Source organism: Serratia sp. BNK-12 (assembly GCF_047456085.1).
Taxonomy (GTDB): domain Bacteria; phylum Pseudomonadota; class Gammaproteobacteria; order Enterobacterales; family Enterobacteriaceae; genus Serratia; species Serratia liquefaciens.
The window spans coordinates 290,779-307,219 of sequence record NZ_CP179896.1; the positions used below are offsets into that span (position 1 = coordinate 290,779).

The following is a 16,441-nucleotide window of genomic DNA, read 5'->3' on the forward strand; positions in this document are numbered from 1 at the left end:
TCGGTGAACTGAACCCCTACGGTTATGGACTGCTTTTTTAGAGGTAGAGGCGCGGCGTGCCGCGCCTGCAAAGGTGACGGTAGCTTATTCGAACAGGTTGTGGTGCAGGGTGCGAACGACTTGTTCGGCGTCATCGCCCGGTACCAGGAAGCACAGGTTGTAGCTGCTGGCGCCGTAACAAATCATGCGGATATTGAACGGGTCGAGCACGCCGAACACTTCTTTGCCCACGCCGCAGGCCTGGGAAAGCTTGTTGCCGATCAAGGCGACCAACGCCAGGTTTTCTTCCACTTCTACCCGGCACAGTGACGACAGTTCGGTCAGCAATGAAGTGGTCAGCAGGCTGCCGCCGGTGGAGGTTGAACCCGTGGTATCCATGGTCAGCGCTACGCTAACTTCGGAGGTCGTGATCAAGTCCACCGAGATATTGTGGCGCGCCAAAATGCTGAACACCTCGGCCAGGAAACCGCGTGCGTGCAGCATGTTGAGGCTGTGCAGCGTCAGCAGGGTTTGTTTGCGGCGCAGCGCCAGCGCACGGAATAGCGGTGGGTTCTCGGTGGTGTTGCACACCAGAGTACCACCGGCGGACGGATCTTTGCTGGAGCCGACGAACACCGGGATATCGCTGCGAACGGCCGGTAACAGGGTGGCCGGGTGCAAGACTTTTGCGCCAAAGGTGGCCATTTCAGCGGCTTCTTCGAAGGCGATTTTATCGATGCGTTTTGCCGCCGGAACCACGCGTGGGTCGGTGGTGTAGATGCCCGGCACGTCGGTCCAGATATCGACCCGGCTGACGCTCAGCGCTTCACCCAGCAGGGCGGCGGTGTAATCGCTGCCGCCGCGACCCAGCGTGGTGGTGCGGCCTTTCGGCTCGCTGCCGATAAAGCCCTGGGTAACCACCAGGGCTTCCTGCAGGCGTGGCTTGAGCAGCGACTGGGCCAGTTGGTTCAGCGCTACGCTGTCCGGCGTTGCGCGACCGAAATGATCGTCGGTGTGCATCACTTTACGTACGTCAAACCACTCCGCCTGCACGTCACGACTGCGCAGGATCTCAACGAACAGCAGGGTAGACATCAGTTCGCCGTGGCTGACCAGTTCGTCGGTCAGCGCCGTGGAGGTGGCCAAGGAGGCTGCTTCGGACAGCATGGCAATATTTTCCAGCATGCGGTCGATTTCGTCGCGCACTACCGCCGGATTATCGAGGCGATCGAGAATGGCGTATTGAATGCGGCGGATTTCGTCGAGCTGATAGTGACGCTTGTCGGCGTCGCTGCCTTCGGCCAGAGCCACCAGCAGGTTGGTGACGCCCGCAGAAGCGGACAATACCACCAGACGTACGTTCGGATTGGCGAGAACGACGTCGGCGCTGCGGTTCATGGCTTCATAGTCGGCAACGCTGGTGCCGCCGAATTTGGCGACAACGGTGGCATTCTGGGGTGCTGCTTGGTTCATGTAAAAACCTCGTGTCAGGGTGGCCCTCTTCAGAGAGCACTTTTTTCATAGCCTTGGCACAAGGGGGGAGCGATAAACGGGAGCAGACGTAGAAGTGAAAGCTACGATACACCCAGAAGCGCCCCACCTTGTTGATTGCCCTTACGGACAATTCTGGTGACAACCCAGGGGATTCAGCCCCTGTAGTCGATACGATGAATGCCGCGCATCACCTTACCTCGGCGTCGCTCCCCCTCAAGCGTCGTCATTGGAAAACGGCTCCTCTGACACTCTACCTGGGCGACGCGCCTCTTCTGGCTTGCACACCGGGTGCGCAAGTAGGCTGTTAGGAATAGCCCGATATCGTGCCGCTGTCAACGTCCGGAAGTTGAGGGATTTTCATCTTGTACCAGTGCAATCAGCGTACAGGGCATTGCCGGGACAAAACCGGCGCCGATCGGCTGCAGCGTGCCGTCTTCCCGCTGGCTGAAAAGCGGAATAACACCATGATTTTTCTCTATATATTCCAACCAGCCAAAGTTCTCGTTCAGCTTGGTGGCTTTGATGGTGGCGCCCTGGGCAATCAGGCTGCTTAGCCGACCGTAGGTGGCCTCTTGATTGAACAGGATCTCATGCCGGCGGAAGCGCGAACTTTCCGCACTGTTGCCGCGGCCTTTCAGCGGGGCGCCGGAGCGGATGGCGAACACCTGTCCTTCGCCAAAAATATGGCCGAAGTGATAGACCGCCAACGCATTTTGGTGGCGGTTGGGAGAGAGCGCCAGTACTTGTGCGGTGTCGCTGAGATCGAGATAGTTTTCGGCATGCTCAGAGTAAGCATGGCCATAATAGGCGGGGATGCCGTCCATACGCGCCTGGCGATAATATTCCCAACTGCTGTCGGTGACGAGCACCGGAATATTCAACTTCATCAGCGCCTGTGCCAGCATACGTGCGACGCTATTGGCGCCGACAATCAGCACCCCACGCGGTTTTTGCTGCTGTACCCGCAGCCAACGCGCCATCATGCCGCTGGTCAGGCTTTGCAGTACCACGGTGCCGATGATCACGGCGAACACCACGGTCACCAGCCGATCGGCTCCCGGATAACCGCTGCGCTGCAGCGTCAGGGCAAACAGCGAACTGACCGCCGCGGCGACGATGCCACGCGGAGCGATCCAGCATAGCAGCAGGCGATCGCGCCAGTGCAGGGAAGAGCGCCAGGTTGATACCGCAATACACAGCGGGCGGGCGACGAACTGCACCACCAGCAACAGGCCCAATAATGGCCAGCCCATGTTCCACAAGGCCTGAATGTCGAGCCGCGCCGCCAAAATGATAAACAGTGCTGAAATCAGGATCGCCGACAGCTCTTCCTTGAACGCCAGAATGTCGCTGGTATCCACATCGCGCATATTGGCCAGCCAAATGCCCATTACGGTAACGGTCAGCAGGCCGGATTCATCGGCAATGGCGTTGGACACGCCAAAGGCGGTGAGCATGATCGCCAGTACCGCCAGGTTTTGCAGGTAGCGCGGCAGCCAGACGCGGCGCAGCGCCAGGCCCAGCAAATAGCCGAACAGCGCGCCAGCCACCAGGCCGACGGCGGCGGTAATGCCCAGCGTCCAGAACAGATGGGTGTAAGATTCTGAATGCTGTTTCAGTACGATAAATTCGAACACCAGCAGGGTAAAAATGGCGCCGACCGGATCGATGACGATGCCTTCCCAGCGCAGTACCTGGTTGATATTGGCATTCGGTCGCACCACGCGCATCAACGGGGCGATCACCGTTGGGCCAGTGACCACCGTGACCGCGCCGATCAGCGCCGCCAACTCCGGTGGAAAGTCCAGCAACCACCAGCAGGCCACGCCGATCACCAGGAAGGTCATCAGCATGCCAATGGTTACCAGGTTACGTACCACGCCGCCGAGGCCGCGTATTTCCTCGACCCGTAGCGTTAGCGCCCCTTCAAACAGAATAATGGCGACCGACAGCGACACCAGCGGGAACAGCAAATCGCCGAACAACGCGTCCGGCTGAACCCAATGCACCACAGGCCCCAGCACGATGCCAAATACCAGCAACGGCAGAATGGCCGGCAGGCGTAACACCCAGGCTAGCCACTGCGCCAGCAATGAGCTCAAGCCAATAACCACCAACATCAATGGGGCAGATAATTCCATAGTCATGTCCTTCGTCGTTCACACCGCAGCCTGGCTGGCCGCGCATCCTTAGCCTAATTACGTCATTGACGTGGTGATAACCTGACACAGTTTAGTGACAGTTAAGCAACCCTGATAACAGGCTGTTATCCAAAAGTATAGGGGAAGTGCTGAAACGATGCGGCGGCAATTGACAGTTAGCGCCTATCGCAAGAAAAGAGATCATAATCACGGTCGAACAGGCTACAATCGGTCAACCACGTCACATTTATTCTCAAGCCTAAGAGTGTTGCTATGAAAAATATCAATCCTAGTCAAACCGCTGCTTGGCAAGCCCTGCAGCAACATTTTGAACAGATGAAAGACGTACAGATCAGCGATCTGTTTGCTCAGGACAAAGAGCGTTTCTCCAAGTTTTCCGCCACCTTCAACGATCAGATGCTGGTGGACTACTCTAAAAACCGCATCACCGCGGAAACCCTGGAGAAGCTGCAGGCACTGGCGAAAGAAACCGATCTGCAAAGCGCGATCAAATCCATGTTCGCCGGCGAGAAAATCAACCGTACTGAAGACCGTGCGGTGCTGCATATTGCCCTGCGTAACCGCAGCAACAGCCCAATCATCGTTGATGGCAAAGATGTGATGCCGGAAGTGAATGCGGTGCTGGCCAAAATGAAACAGTTCTGTGACCGCGTGATTGGCGGTGACTGGAAAGGCTACACCGGCAAAGCGATTACTGACGTGGTAAATATCGGTATTGGCGGTTCAGATCTCGGCCCTTATATGGCTACCGAGGCACTGCGCCCGTACAAAAATCACCTGAACATGCACTTCGTCTCCAACGTTGACGGCACCCATATCGCCGAAACGCTCAAACCGCTGAACCCGGAAACCACTCTGTTCCTGGTGGCGTCCAAAACCTTCACCACCCAGGAAACCATGACCAACGCCCACAGCGCGCGCGACTGGTTCCTGAGCACCGCCGGTGATCAAAAACACGTGGCGAAACACTTCGCGGCGCTGTCCACCAACGGCAAGGCCGTCGGCGAGTTCGGCATCGACACCGCTAACATGTTCGAGTTTTGGGACTGGGTTGGCGGCCGTTATTCCCTGTGGTCGGCGATTGGCCTGTCTATCGCCCTGTCAGTGGGTTACGAGAATTTTGAACAGTTGCTGAGCGGCGCGCACGCGATGGACAAACACTTCGCGCAAACGCCGGCAGAGCAAAACCTGCCGGTGCTGCTGGCGTTGATCGGTATCTGGTACAACAACTTCTTCGGTGCAGAAACCGAAGCTATCCTGCCGTACGACCAGTACATGCACCGTTTTGCCGCTTACTTCCAGCAGGGCAACATGGAATCCAACGGTAAATATGTCGATCGCAACGGCAATCCGGTGGACTACCAGACCGGCCCAATCATCTGGGGCGAGCCGGGCACCAACGGGCAGCACGCGTTTTACCAACTGATCCACCAGGGGACCAAGCTGGTGCCTTGTGACTTTATCGCGCCGGCCATCAGCCATAATCCGCTGAGCGACCACCATGCCAAACTGCTGTCGAACTTCTTCGCACAGACCGAAGCGCTGGCGTTCGGTAAATCACTGGAAGTGGTAGAAGAAGAATTCGCCGCCCAGGGCAAAACGCCGGACGAGGTTAAGCACGTAGCGCCGTTCAAGGTATTTGAAGGCAACCGTCCAACCAACTCCATCCTGCTGCGTGAGATTACGCCGTTCAGCCTGGGCAGCCTGATTGCTCTGTATGAACACAAGATCTTCACCCAGGGCGCGATCCTCAACATCTTCACCTTCGACCAGTGGGGCGTGGAGCTGGGCAAACAGCTGGCTAACCGTATCCTGCCGGAACTGGCGGGTGATGAAGCGGTCAGCAGCCACGACAGCTCAACCAATGCACTGATCAATCGCTTCAAAGCATGGCGTTAATTAACGTCTGAATGAATGCCAATAAAAAACCCGCCTTGGCGGGTTTTTTTACATCGGAAGGATTACAGATTGATAGGCACTTCGAAACTGATGCCTGCGCCTACGTCATCGGCGGTGCTGGCGTTGTTGTCGGTGTACCACAGGCTGGTATCAAACTTGACCTGAGAGTCGAAGTTGTAACCCCAGCCCAGTTGAATGCCTTTCAGCGTATCGGATTTCGGGAACGCATGGTTTATCGACTGGCTGTTCGGGTTCACTTTGGCGTATACCAAGCGGGTGCTCCAGCGTTGGCCATCGTCCAACACCATCTCTACGCGGCCGGACAGCATTTGCCCGTCGCCACCCATGGCGTGGCCCAGTGGGTAGCCTTGCTGGTAGTAGCCACCTTTATAGGTGTAGTGGGTGTAAACATAGTTTTTACGGCTCATATCGGAGCGGGTATCTGCCCCTTCAATAGACCAGTTGATAGTGGTTGGGCCCCATTCAGGATGGCCTTCCAGCCCCAGCAGGTAGGTATTTTGCGATGGCAGGAAGCCCGCTTCATCTTCACCCACTAACTGACCGTACAGGCTGACAGGCAGACCAATCAACGGCTGCATTTTCAGCTTGAAGTCGAAACCGGCGAGCTGGTTGCCGGGATCGTTGCCCTGTCCTGAGTCATCGTTGTCCTTGCCGGTGAAGGCGTCCCAGAAGGAGCTAAAGGACTGTGGTCGGCCGCTGCCGCCCCACTGCATGATGCGCGAAGCACCCAGTTCAAGGAAGTTGGTCGGCATCATGGTAAAGCGGCCGCCAATCAGTTTGGTATCAGGCACGGCGGTGTACTGCGACAGCTGACCCGCCGTCAGTTGGTACTGCCAACGGCCAATCCAGGATAGCCAAGGGGTTTCAAACGGCGATTGGTCGGCGCGCTGCAGCATAAAGCCGGCAACCGGGCGTGCGGCGTCGGAACGGATCAGGCTGCCGTCGTAACCAGGGCCCCACCACTGGGATACCTCACCGAAGGACAGCCACTGGTTCCAGATTTTCACTGCACCGTAGGAGCCGTTGAGGTTGAATTTGGAACCGTCGCTGACGCGTTGATCGCCTTCGACTGAACCCTGGAGACGCACGTCCCAGAATTCGCCGTTGGCACCGGCGCCAACGGTCAGGCTTTGGTCAGCATATTGGCTTTGACCGAATCCCTGAGGAGTACCCGGCTTGTCGGTGGCGGCGTAACCGCTGACGCGGATATTGGCTTTCAGTTCGCCGACGCGGCGTTGAACGCGGTCGATGACATTTTTCTCGGTATTGGTTACCGGTTTGGCCTGAGAAATGACCGAGCTGATCTCTTCCTGGCTCAGTGGCCAGGTGGACAGGCTGACGTTGATGACGCCGCGATCCGACAACCAGGCAAGGTCGTTGCGCAGGTCATTATCAGGGGTTACCAATCCGCTGGCATGGCCGGTTAATGCACAGGTAAACAGGCCTGCGGCGACCAGTCCGTTAAGCTTAGCGCGCATAAATATTCCCTTGTTAATTCGAGTTGTTTGTTTTATGTAAAGATCTATGACCCATCATAGTTGACATTTCAATTTGCTACAAATATATCCACATGAAACATTTTAATATAACTAATTGAATAATATTTATTTTTTCTCTGTTTTGTGCAGATGTTAATTTTTAAGATAATGCCTATGTTAGGATGCGCGGATAATTTCAATAAGTTTTATGGGGAATAACTATGGCAAAAACCTCCCGCTCCGTGATGGTGGCCAAAGGGCTGCAACGGGTGCTGAACGTTGGGCTGTTGCTGCTGGCAGCGATCCTGATCGTTTTTTTGGTGAAAGAAACCATTCATTTGGCGAAAGTTTTATTTGTCAACAACGAGGAATCCACGTCTTATCTCTTGATTGAAGGGATTGTGATTTACTTTCTCTACTTTGAGTTTATCGCGTTGATTGTTAAGTATTTTGAATCTGGCTATCACTTTCCGCTGCGCTACTTTATTTATATCGGCATCACCGCAATTATCCGTTTGATCATTGTGGATCATGAAAACCCAATCGATACGCTAATTTATTCCGCCGCGATATTGTTACTGGTGGTGACGCTCTACCTGGCCAATACCGATCGCTTAAAACGCGAATAGCAGAAATAAAAATGGCGGCCCGATAGGGCCGCCGAAGACACAGGTATCGATCGGAAAGAACTGAAGTACATCAAGCGCAGTAGGGCTCCACCCTTGAGTGAAGCCCGAGAAAATCTAACCTTTCACCCCACCTGCCGTCAGGCCTCCTACCAGCCAGCGCTGCGCCAGCAAGAATACGGCGGTAATCGGGATTGCCGACAGCACCGCCGCAGCGGCAAAGTCGCCCCACAGATAGTTTTGTGGATTCAGGTATTGCTGCATGCCCACTGCCAACGTGTAGCTGTTAACGTCACGCAGCAACAGCGAGGCGACCGGCACTTCGGTGATGGCCGCGATAAACGACAGAATAAACACTACCGCCAGGATCGGTACCGACAGCGGCAACAGCACCAGGCGGAACGCCTGCCAAGGGCTGGCACCGTCCAACGCCGCCGCCTCCTCCAGCGAGTTATCGATGGTTTCGAAATAGCCTTTGATCGTCCAGACGTGCAGTGCGATCCCGCCCATGTAAGCGAAGATCACGCCGCCGTGGGTGTTCAGGCCGATAAACGGAATGTATTGGCCCAGACGATCGAACAAGGCGTACAACGCCACCAGCGACAGCACCGCCGGGAACATCTGGAAAATCAGCATGCTTTTCAGCAGCGTGCTCTTGCCGCGAAAACGCATGCGGGCAAAGGCGTAGGCGCAGGTGGTGGACAGCGTGACGATGCCGATCGCAGTGATCACCGCGATCTTGATTGAGTTCCACAGCCACAGCAGCACCGGGAACGGCGGCGGGGTAACGCTGCCATCGGCGTGGGTCACGCTCATGCCGAGCGCCAACCGCCAGTGGTCCCAGGAAATCTGTTCCGGTATCAGGCTGCCGGTGGCGAAGTTGCCGGAACGCAGCGAGATGGTCACCACCATCAGCAGCGGGAACATGATCAGGGCGATAAAGCACAGCATCAGAATATGGGTCATCCACAGGCGCAGGCGCTGGGACTTGGGTTGGACCATGGCCATTATTTTTCTCCCTAGTCGAAGTTCATCTTGCTGGCTTTCAGATTCAGGATCGCCAGAGCGCCTACCAGCAGGAAGATCAGCGTGGCAATGGCGGCTGCCAGTCCGAAGTCCTGCCCGCCGCCGCCCTCGAAGGCGATGCGGTAGGTATAGCTGACCAGCAGGTCGGTATAACCGGCCGGCGTGGTGGTGCCAATCATGTCCGGCCCGCCGTTGGTCAGCAGTTGAATCAGGACAAAGTTATTAAAGTTGAAGGCGAAACTGGCGATCATCAACGGCGTCAGCGGTTTGATCAGCAGCGGCAGCGTGATGCGGAAGAAGTTCTGCATCGGGGTGGCGCCGTCCATTGCCGAGGCCTCGTACAAATCGTCGGGTATTGCCTTCAACAGCCCCATGCACAGGATCATCATGTAGGGATAACCCAACCAGGTGTTGACGATCAAAATCATGCTTTTGGCGGTGATAGGGTCGCTGAACCAGGCCGGTTTGATGCCAAACAGATGGCTAAGCATCATGTTGATTTCACCGAAGCTTTGGTTGAACAACCCTTTGAAAATCAGTATCGAAATAAACGACGGTACCGCGTAGGGCAGTATCAGCATCACGCGATAAACCGCTTTGCCTTTCAGCGCTTCCCACTGCACCACGCAGGCCAGCACCATACCCACCGCCACGGTGAGGATCACGGTCATGACCGAGAACACGATGGTCCAGATAAAGATCGACACGAACGGCTTCTTGATGCCTTCGTCCTGCAGCACGCGCAGGAAGTTTTTCCATCCGATGGTGACGGTATAGCCTGGGCTCAGGGTCTCTTTGGCCCAGTTGCCCTCGGCATTCACCGCCTGATAGAAGCCAATGTCAGGGTTTGGGCGGTATTGAGTATGGGTCTGTTGGTCGGTCAGCGTATTGCTGTCCTTGTCCAGCGCGTAGAGCGGGGTGGTGCCGGAAAATTGGCGCAGGGAACTCATGCGCAGCTCGCCGCCGTCCGGAAGTAATGCCACCAGTTGGCTCAGCGCCTGACGATTTTGCGTGATCACTCGCAGCGTGGCGCGTTCGCCGGCCGGTTCTGCGCTTTCCTCCGTCAGTTTCAGCGTTTGCGGCGCACTGGCGTCAAAGCTGAACGGTTCGGAAATCAGTTTTTGGTCACTGTCAGGGTGGGTTAACTGCAGGCGCCAACGTTGATTTTCTGCCGGATACAGCCCGAAGGTGAAGGTTTTGCCGGTTTGGAACTGGCGCTGCATCAGCACCGACTGAGCGCGTTCAAAGGTGAGCTGGTTGGTGCTGCTGTAGTTGGTAAAGGCGATGGCGATGGTGCAAATCAGCGGAAACAGGACAAACAGCCCCATGCCGGCGATGCCCGGATAAACGTAGCGCCAGGCGTAAGCCCGGCGATTGGCGAAGACGTAAAGCCCGGCGCTGACCAGTATCAGCGTCAGAATGGCAAACAGGTATTCACCCTGTGCATACATCAACACAATCAGATAGCAGGTAACCAGGCTGAACAGGCCGATGACCAGCCATTTCAGTACGTCACTCTGCCACCACTTCGACTTTTTGCGCGCAGGCAACCCGGCGTGAGCTAATTGCATAGGGCGTTCCTTTCTGTGAAGCCACAGCGGGGCGCTTCTCCCCTTCATACTTGAAGCGACACCTTTGTTGGCTGCGTCCGCTCACCCCGGTCACATAGCTGTCTATGCTCCCAGGGATGTGCGTACTTACCGTCGCGGTGTAACTCCAATTATTTTGGGGATGCTAATCCCGCACAACGTTGTGTGTTACTTGGTGATACGGGTCTGCACATCATCCAACGCGGCTTTCACCGTCTGGCGGCCGCTGACGGCGTTGATTACCGCGCTGCGTTCGGCGTACCAGAAGGCGCTCATCTGCGGGATATTAGGCATGATTTCGCCGTTTTGTGAGTTTTCCATGGTGGCGGCGATTTTCGGATCCTTCGCCAGTTGCTCCTGGTAGGACTTCAGGGCCACCGCACCGAGCGGTTTGTCCTTGTTGACGTCGGCCAGGCCTTCGTTGGTCAACAGATAGTTTTCCAGGAATTCTGTAGCCAGCTCTTTGTTCGGGCTGGCGGCGTTGATCCCGGCGGTCAGTACGCCAACGAAAGGTTTGGACGGCTTGCCTTTAAAGGTCGGCAGCAGGGTTACGCCGTAGTTGATTTTGCTTTGCTCGATGTTTGACCAGGCCCATGGACCGTTGATGGTCATGGCGGTTTGGCCCTTATTGAAGGCGGCTTCGGCAATGGAGTAATCGGTATCGGCGTTGATCTGCTTGTTTTTCACCAGATCGACGATGAACTGCAGACCGGCCTGCGAACCGGCGTTGGCGACGCCAACGTCCTTGATGTTGTATTTGCCATTTTCATACTTGAAGGCATAACCGCCATCGGCGGCGATAATCGGCCAGGTGAAGTAGGGTTCTTGCAGGTTCCACATGATGGCGCTTTTGCCTTTGGCGCGCAGTTCTTTGTCCAGCGCCGGGATCTCTTCCCAGGTTTTTGGCGCCTGTTTGATCAGGTCTTTGTTGTAAATCAGCGACAGCGCTTCCACGGCGATCGGGTAGCCGATCAGCTTGCCGTCGTAGCGCACTGCGTCCCAGGTGAACGGGAACAGCTTGTCCTGGAAGGCTTTGGAAGGATGGATTTCCGCCAGCAGGCCGGACTGCGCGTAGCCGCCAAAGCGGTCATGGGCCCAGAAGATGATGTCCGGGCCGTCGCCGGTGGCGGCAACCTGCGGGTACTTCTCTTCCAGCTTGTCCGGGTGTTCGATGGTCACTTTGATGCCGGTGTCTTTCTCAAACTTTTTGCCGACCTCGGCCAGGCCGTTATAGCCTTTATCGCCGTTGATCCAGATAACCAGTTTCCCTTCCTCGATCTTGGCGAAGGCGGAAGAGGAAAGCACCAGGGTGGTCAGAGCCGAAAGCACCAGTGTGCGGGCGGTGGTAAAGCTGCGAGTCATAATCCAATCCTTCTTTTTTGTGGGCACGTAAGTCAAGGAGAGAGGTTTCGCGGTAATAGTGGGTCACAAAGCGACACATTCTCATCCTCCCCCCCTCTACGCCCCACGCCTGCGTAGTGTGATCCAGTTAACATTGCTCCCTATTCTGTGGTGTCAGACACAAAATAGGGGGACGATTTTTGCCAGGCAGATCACAGATTTGTCTTAAGCGTGGAACTTCTCGTCCCCGCGGTCGTTCTCTCATCCTCCCATCTCCTCCCCCATGAAAAATCCTGTTACGGATGATTACCCTTTGTGGGGTTTACCGCACTATCGGCCACATTGATTTTATCGCCACGTGCAGCAGGGAACCGGATTTATGTCGCCAATGCCTACCGTCACTCAGCCAACCCTGTACCGGATCCACCCGGTCAGTTTCCGTGATGGAAACGGGGATGGCGTGGGTGATGCTCACGGCATGATTGCGGCGCTGCCCTACCTGAACCAGCTGTCGATAGACGGCCTGGTCCTGCCGCAGCCATTGGCGGAGCAAGAGGGGGCGGCGGTCGCCGCGCAGGGTCTGGCGCTGTGGTATTGCGACGGGCCGCATCACATTCGTCGCGCCGCCGCGTCGCAGCAGTACCTTCGTAGCCCATTGGCGCTGGAGGTCGTGCCCTTCAGCGTAGAGAAATTGATTGAGGTGTTGAATGCTCGCCGCGCCACTCTGGCAGACAGCCTGTGGAGCACCGGTGATGCGGATCAGCCGCGAGTCGTTAGCCATTGGGGCCAGGGTAATCTGCGTTCGGCTGATGCCTTTTTGACGCTGCTGGCGATGTTGCCTGCGCCCATCTGCCTGTATCAGGGCGAAGAATTGGGTCTGCCACACGCCGCCGGCCTGCAGGATCCGCTGGGTGCGCAAACGCCGATGCCCTGGCATGAAGCGCCGGAACAGGTGACCAACGGTGAGATCCACTGGTACCAACAGGTGGCCATCGAACATCGCGCGCTGGCCATCAGCCGCCAGCAGCAGGACAACCAATCCACTTTGCGTTACTGCCAATCTCTGTTGGCGCTGCGCCGCTTGCCGGTGATCCAGCAGGGCGAACTGAGCGTGGTCAGCCAGCATAACGGCGTGGTTCGTTTACTTATTACCCATCAGGATCAATGCCTTGAAGCGCTGATTAACCTGCAGCCTTATACTCAGGCGGCCGCGCCGTCTGAGGCGACCTTGCCATTGGCATGGCAGCACGGTGCGCAGCAAGAGGGTCATCAATGGGTTTTGGCGGGTTTTGCGTCCGCCATTTTTACACGAAATGTTAACTGCGAAAGCAGGGGAGTAACGCATGGCTAGCGTCACATTGCGCAGCGTTTATAAGGCCTTCGGCGAAGCTGTGATTTCCAAAGACGTCAATCTGACGATAGATGACGGTGAGTTTGTGGTGTTTGTCGGGCCGTCGGGCTGCGGCAAATCGACACTGCTGCGCATGATTGCCGGGCTGGAGGACATCACCTCTGGCGACCTGATGATCGGCGATAAACGCATGAATGAGGTGCCGCCTTCCGAGCGCGGCATTGGCATGGTGTTTCAGTCCTATGCGCTGTATCCGCACCTTTCGGTGGCCGACAACATGTCGTTCGGCCTGAAGCTGGCCGGTGCCAAGAAAGCGGAAATCAGCCAGCGGGTCAATCAGGTGTCGGAAGTGCTGCAACTGGCTCACCTGCTCGACAGGCGGCCAAAAGCGCTGTCCGGCGGGCAGCGTCAGCGGGTGGCGATCGGCCGTACGCTGGTGGCGGAACCGGACGTGTTCTTGCTCGACGAGCCGTTGTCGAACCTCGACGCCGCGCTGCGGGTGCAGATGCGCATTGAGATTTCGCGTCTGCACAAGCGCCTGCAGCGCACCATGATTTACGTGACGCACGATCAGGTGGAAGCGATGACGCTGGCCGACAAGATCGTGGTGTTGGACGCCGGGCGTGTCGCCCAGGTCGGCAAGCCGCTGGAGCTGTATCACTATCCGGCCAACCGCTTTGTCGCCGGCTTTATCGGCTCGCCGAAAATGAACTTCCTGCCGGTCAAAGTGACCGCCGCAGAGCCGCAACAGGTCCAGGTCGAGCTGCCTAACCGCCAGTTGGTGTGGTTGCCGGTGGAAGGCTCCGACGTTCAGCCCGGTACCAACATGTCTCTGGGCATTCGCCCGGAGCATCTGCTGCCCAGTGATGCCTCTGAAGTACTGCTTACGGGTGACGTACAGGTGGTGGAGCAACTCGGTAACGAGACGCAAATCCACATCCAAATCCCGGCAATTCGTCAAAACCTGGTTTACCGCCAGAACGACGTGGTGCTGGTAGAAGAAGGTGCAACATTCGCCATAGGCTTGCCGCCTCACCGTTGCCATCTGTTCCGCGAGGACGGTACGGCATGTAAACGGCTGCACCAGGAGCCGGGCGTTTAAAGCATCACAGTCTGTATAACAGGAGAATAATGATGACTACTCTGCGCAAACTTCCTCTGGCACTGGCAATCGCCGCTGGTGTGCTTACCACTCAGGCGATGGCCGTCGATTTTAAAGGCTACGCCCGTTCCGGCATCGGCTGGACCGGCAGTGGTGGCGAGCAACAGTGCTTCCAGGCTACCGGTGCCGGCAGCAAGTACCGTCTCGGCAACGAATGCGAGACCTACGCCGAGCTGAAACTGGGACAGGAAGTGTGGAAAGAAGGCGATAAAAGCTTCTACTTCGATACCAACCTGGCTTACTCCGTTTCACAACGTTCCGACTGGGAAGACGTGACGCCAGGCTTCCGTGAAGTGAATGTGCAGGGTAAAAACCTGATTGAATGGTTGCCGGGTGCCAACATGTGGGCCGGTAAGCGTTTCTATCAGCGTCATGATGTTCACATGATTGACTTCTACTACTGGGATATCTCCGGTCCGGGCGCCGGTCTGGAAAATATTGATTTGGGCTTCGGCAAACTGTCTGCTGCCGTAACCCGTAACTCAGAATCCGGCGGCTCTTACGGTTACCTGGATAACGAGTGGGATCAACGTCCTACCGTCAACGACACCTTCGACGTGCGTTTGGCCGGCCTGGAGCTAAACCCGGGCGGTACCCTGGAGTTGGGTGTGGACTACGGTCGCGCCAATACTCAGGACGGATACCATTTGGCTGACGGCGCCAGCAAAGACGGCTGGATGTTCACCGCGGAACATACCCAGAGCATCCTGACCGGCTACAACAAGTTTGTGGTGCAGTACGCCACCGACTCCATGACTTCGCAGAACAACGGCCGCAACCAGGGCTCAACCATCGACAACAACGGCAAGATGATCCGCGTGCTGGACCACGGTGCCATCGACTTCAACGATCAATGGGCGCTGATGTACGTCGGTATGTTCCAGGATGTCGATCGTGACAACAATAACGGCACCACCTGGTACACCGTGGGCGTACGTCCAATGTACAAATGGACGCCGATCATGAGCACCCTGCTGGAAGCCGGTTACGACAACGTGAAATCCCAGCGCACCGGCGATCGCAACGGTCAGTACAAAGTGACCCTGGCGCAACAGTGGCAGGCGGGCAACAGCATCTGGTCACGTCCGGCTATCCGCGTATTCGCGACCTACGCCAAGTGGGATGAGAAGTGGGGCTACGCCAATAACGACTCCGGCGCCGGTTACACCTCGGGCACTGCGTACAACGACACCAGCTTACATACCTTCAGCCGCGGCAATGACGACGAAGTCACCTTCGGTGCCCAGATGGAAATCTGGTGGTAATGAGATAACGGGGAGGGCCAGGTGCTCTCCCCAGCCTGTATTCGCCGGCGTCGTCTCTCTTGCCTGAGCTGCGCCGGATATCATGGGGTATAACAATGAAAAAGAATCTGCTGTCACTTTGCCTGTCACTGGCTCTGACCCTTGGCACACCGCTGGTGGTCAATGCCGATACGCCGGCCAATGTTTCCATCGCGCCGGCCATTAGCGCCAGCACGCTGCAAAGCCTGCCGTGGCAACCGCTGATGCCGCCGGTCAGCCAGGACATCAAACTGGATAATGTCAGCCCGCAAATCAACCAGGGCGACATTCAGGGCGCTATTGCCGCTTATACGCTGCCGGCCGATCGCGGTTCGCTGGAAGTCACGCTGAGCAGCATCAGCAAGAACAACTCACTTTACGCGCCGAGCGTGTTGGTGCTGGATGAGCACCTGCGCCCTGCGGCCTATTACCCGAGCAGCTACTTCCCGTATCAACCACCGGGTGCGATGTCATCCGATCGGCTAGAGGGCACGCTGAAACTGACCCCGGCACTCGGTCAGAAACAAATTTATCTGCTGGTGTACACCACCCGTCAGGATCTGGCGAAAACCACGCAACTGACCAACCCGGCCAAGGCTTATGCACAGGGCGTGGGCAACGCGGTGCCGGATATTCCGGATCCGATCGCCCGGCATAGCACCAGCGGCACTATCAAACTGAAGGTCACGGCAGAGCAGGGCAGCGGCAACATCATGATCGGCATGCTGCAGCCGGCACCGTCGGCGACGCCAGTGGTGGTGGGATCAACGGCCGCCGTCGCAGCAGCACCGGCCCCGGCGCCGACTCAACCGGCGGAACCCATGTTGAATGACACCGAAGCTTACTTTAACAACGGCATCAAACAGGCGGTGAAGGCGGGCGATATCGATAAAGCGCTGAAACTGATGAATGAGGCTGAAAAACTGGGTTCCACCACAGCACGTGAAACCTTTATTGGTAGCGTGAAAGGCAAGGGGTAGTACCCGACGCTGTCGATGCTGGCTCGATGATTGGTGCGCCCCGGCGCACC

Annotated in this window: 12 protein-coding genes and 1 riboswitch; of the genes, 6 read left to right on the top strand and 6 right to left on the bottom strand. The window is 56.8% G+C overall.

From position 1 onward, the window contains the following. Window positions 1–84: 84 nt before the first annotated feature. Together lysC and ACMGG1_RS01355 are read right to left on the bottom strand one after the other, a co-directional pair. Window positions 85–1,452 (bottom strand): lysine-sensitive aspartokinase 3, encoded by a 1,368-nt coding sequence (lysC, locus tag ACMGG1_RS01350; protein WP_020837187.1) that lies wholly within the window; start codon window positions 1,450–1,452, stop codon window positions 85–87. A 108-nt stretch (window positions 1,453–1,560) separates the two neighbouring features. Continuing rightward, window positions 1,561–1,753, bottom strand: a riboswitch (Lysine riboswitch). Between the two features lie 52 nt (window positions 1,754–1,805). Further along, window positions 1,806–3,614: a cation:proton antiporter gene (locus tag ACMGG1_RS01355; protein WP_020837186.1), complete on the bottom strand. Its 1,809-nt coding sequence runs from the start codon at window positions 3,612–3,614 to the stop codon at window positions 1,806–1,808. Window positions 3,615–3,887: 273 nt separating this feature from the next. Between ACMGG1_RS01355 and pgi the strand changes: the two genes are divergently transcribed. Then, a complete protein-coding gene (pgi, locus tag ACMGG1_RS01360; RefSeq protein WP_122080346.1) occupies window positions 3,888–5,534 on the top strand; it encodes a glucose-6-phosphate isomerase in 1,647 nt (548 codons plus the stop codon). 62 nt (window positions 5,535–5,596) lie between these two features. Here the strand turns inward: pgi and ACMGG1_RS01365 are convergent, their stop codons facing one another. After that, entirely contained in the window at window positions 5,597–7,033 is a 1,437-nt protein-coding gene (locus tag ACMGG1_RS01365) for a capsule assembly Wzi family protein (protein ID WP_400827836.1), read from the bottom strand. A 221-nt stretch (window positions 7,034–7,254) separates the two neighbouring features. On the opposite strand from ACMGG1_RS01365, the gene psiE reads away from it, so the two are divergent. Beyond that, complete coding sequence (psiE, locus tag ACMGG1_RS01370) at window positions 7,255–7,662, top strand: phosphate-starvation-inducible protein PsiE (RefSeq protein WP_020837183.1); 408 nt, start codon at window positions 7,255–7,257, stop codon at window positions 7,660–7,662. A gap of 114 nt (window positions 7,663–7,776) precedes the next feature. On the opposite strand, the gene malG is transcribed toward psiE, so the two are convergent. The 3 genes from malG to malE all read right to left on the bottom strand — a co-directional run bounded on the left by malG (window position 7,777) and on the right by malE (window position 11,636). Further along, complete coding sequence (gene malG, locus ACMGG1_RS01375; RefSeq protein WP_020837182.1) at window positions 7,777–8,667, bottom strand: maltose ABC transporter permease MalG; 891 nt, start codon at window positions 8,665–8,667, stop codon at window positions 7,777–7,779. A gap of 11 nt (window positions 8,668–8,678) precedes the next feature. Further along, complete coding sequence (gene malF / locus ACMGG1_RS01380) at window positions 8,679–10,256, bottom strand: maltose ABC transporter permease MalF (protein ID WP_262244656.1); 1,578 nt, start codon at window positions 10,254–10,256, stop codon at window positions 8,679–8,681. Window positions 10,257–10,442: 186 nt separating this feature from the next. Next, complete coding sequence (malE, locus tag ACMGG1_RS01385) at window positions 10,443–11,636, bottom strand: maltose/maltodextrin ABC transporter substrate-binding protein MalE (RefSeq protein WP_020837180.1); 1,194 nt, start codon at window positions 11,634–11,636, stop codon at window positions 10,443–10,445. A 358-nt stretch (window positions 11,637–11,994) separates the two neighbouring features. Here malE and ACMGG1_RS01390 point away from each other — a divergent pair, with 358 nt between their 5' ends. From ACMGG1_RS01390 to malM, 4 genes are all read left to right on the top strand, one after another. Further along, window positions 11,995–12,966: an alpha-amylase family glycosyl hydrolase gene (locus ACMGG1_RS01390; RefSeq protein ID WP_020837179.1), complete on the top strand. Its 972-nt coding sequence runs from the start codon at window positions 11,995–11,997 to the stop codon at window positions 12,964–12,966. Further along, a complete protein-coding gene (malK, locus tag ACMGG1_RS01395) occupies window positions 12,959–14,068 on the top strand; it encodes a maltose/maltodextrin ABC transporter ATP-binding protein MalK (RefSeq protein WP_122080342.1) in 1,110 nt (369 codons plus the stop codon). Before ACMGG1_RS01390 ends, malK begins: the two co-directional genes overlap by 8 nt. A gap of 32 nt (window positions 14,069–14,100) precedes the next feature. Continuing rightward, entirely contained in the window at window positions 14,101–15,393 is a 1,293-nt protein-coding gene (locus ACMGG1_RS01400; protein WP_046372520.1) for a maltoporin, read from the top strand. Between the two features lie 95 nt (window positions 15,394–15,488). Continuing rightward, complete coding sequence (gene malM / locus ACMGG1_RS01405) at window positions 15,489–16,391, top strand: maltose operon protein MalM (protein WP_122080341.1); 903 nt, start codon at window positions 15,489–15,491, stop codon at window positions 16,389–16,391. Window positions 16,392–16,441: the final 50 nt, after the last annotated feature.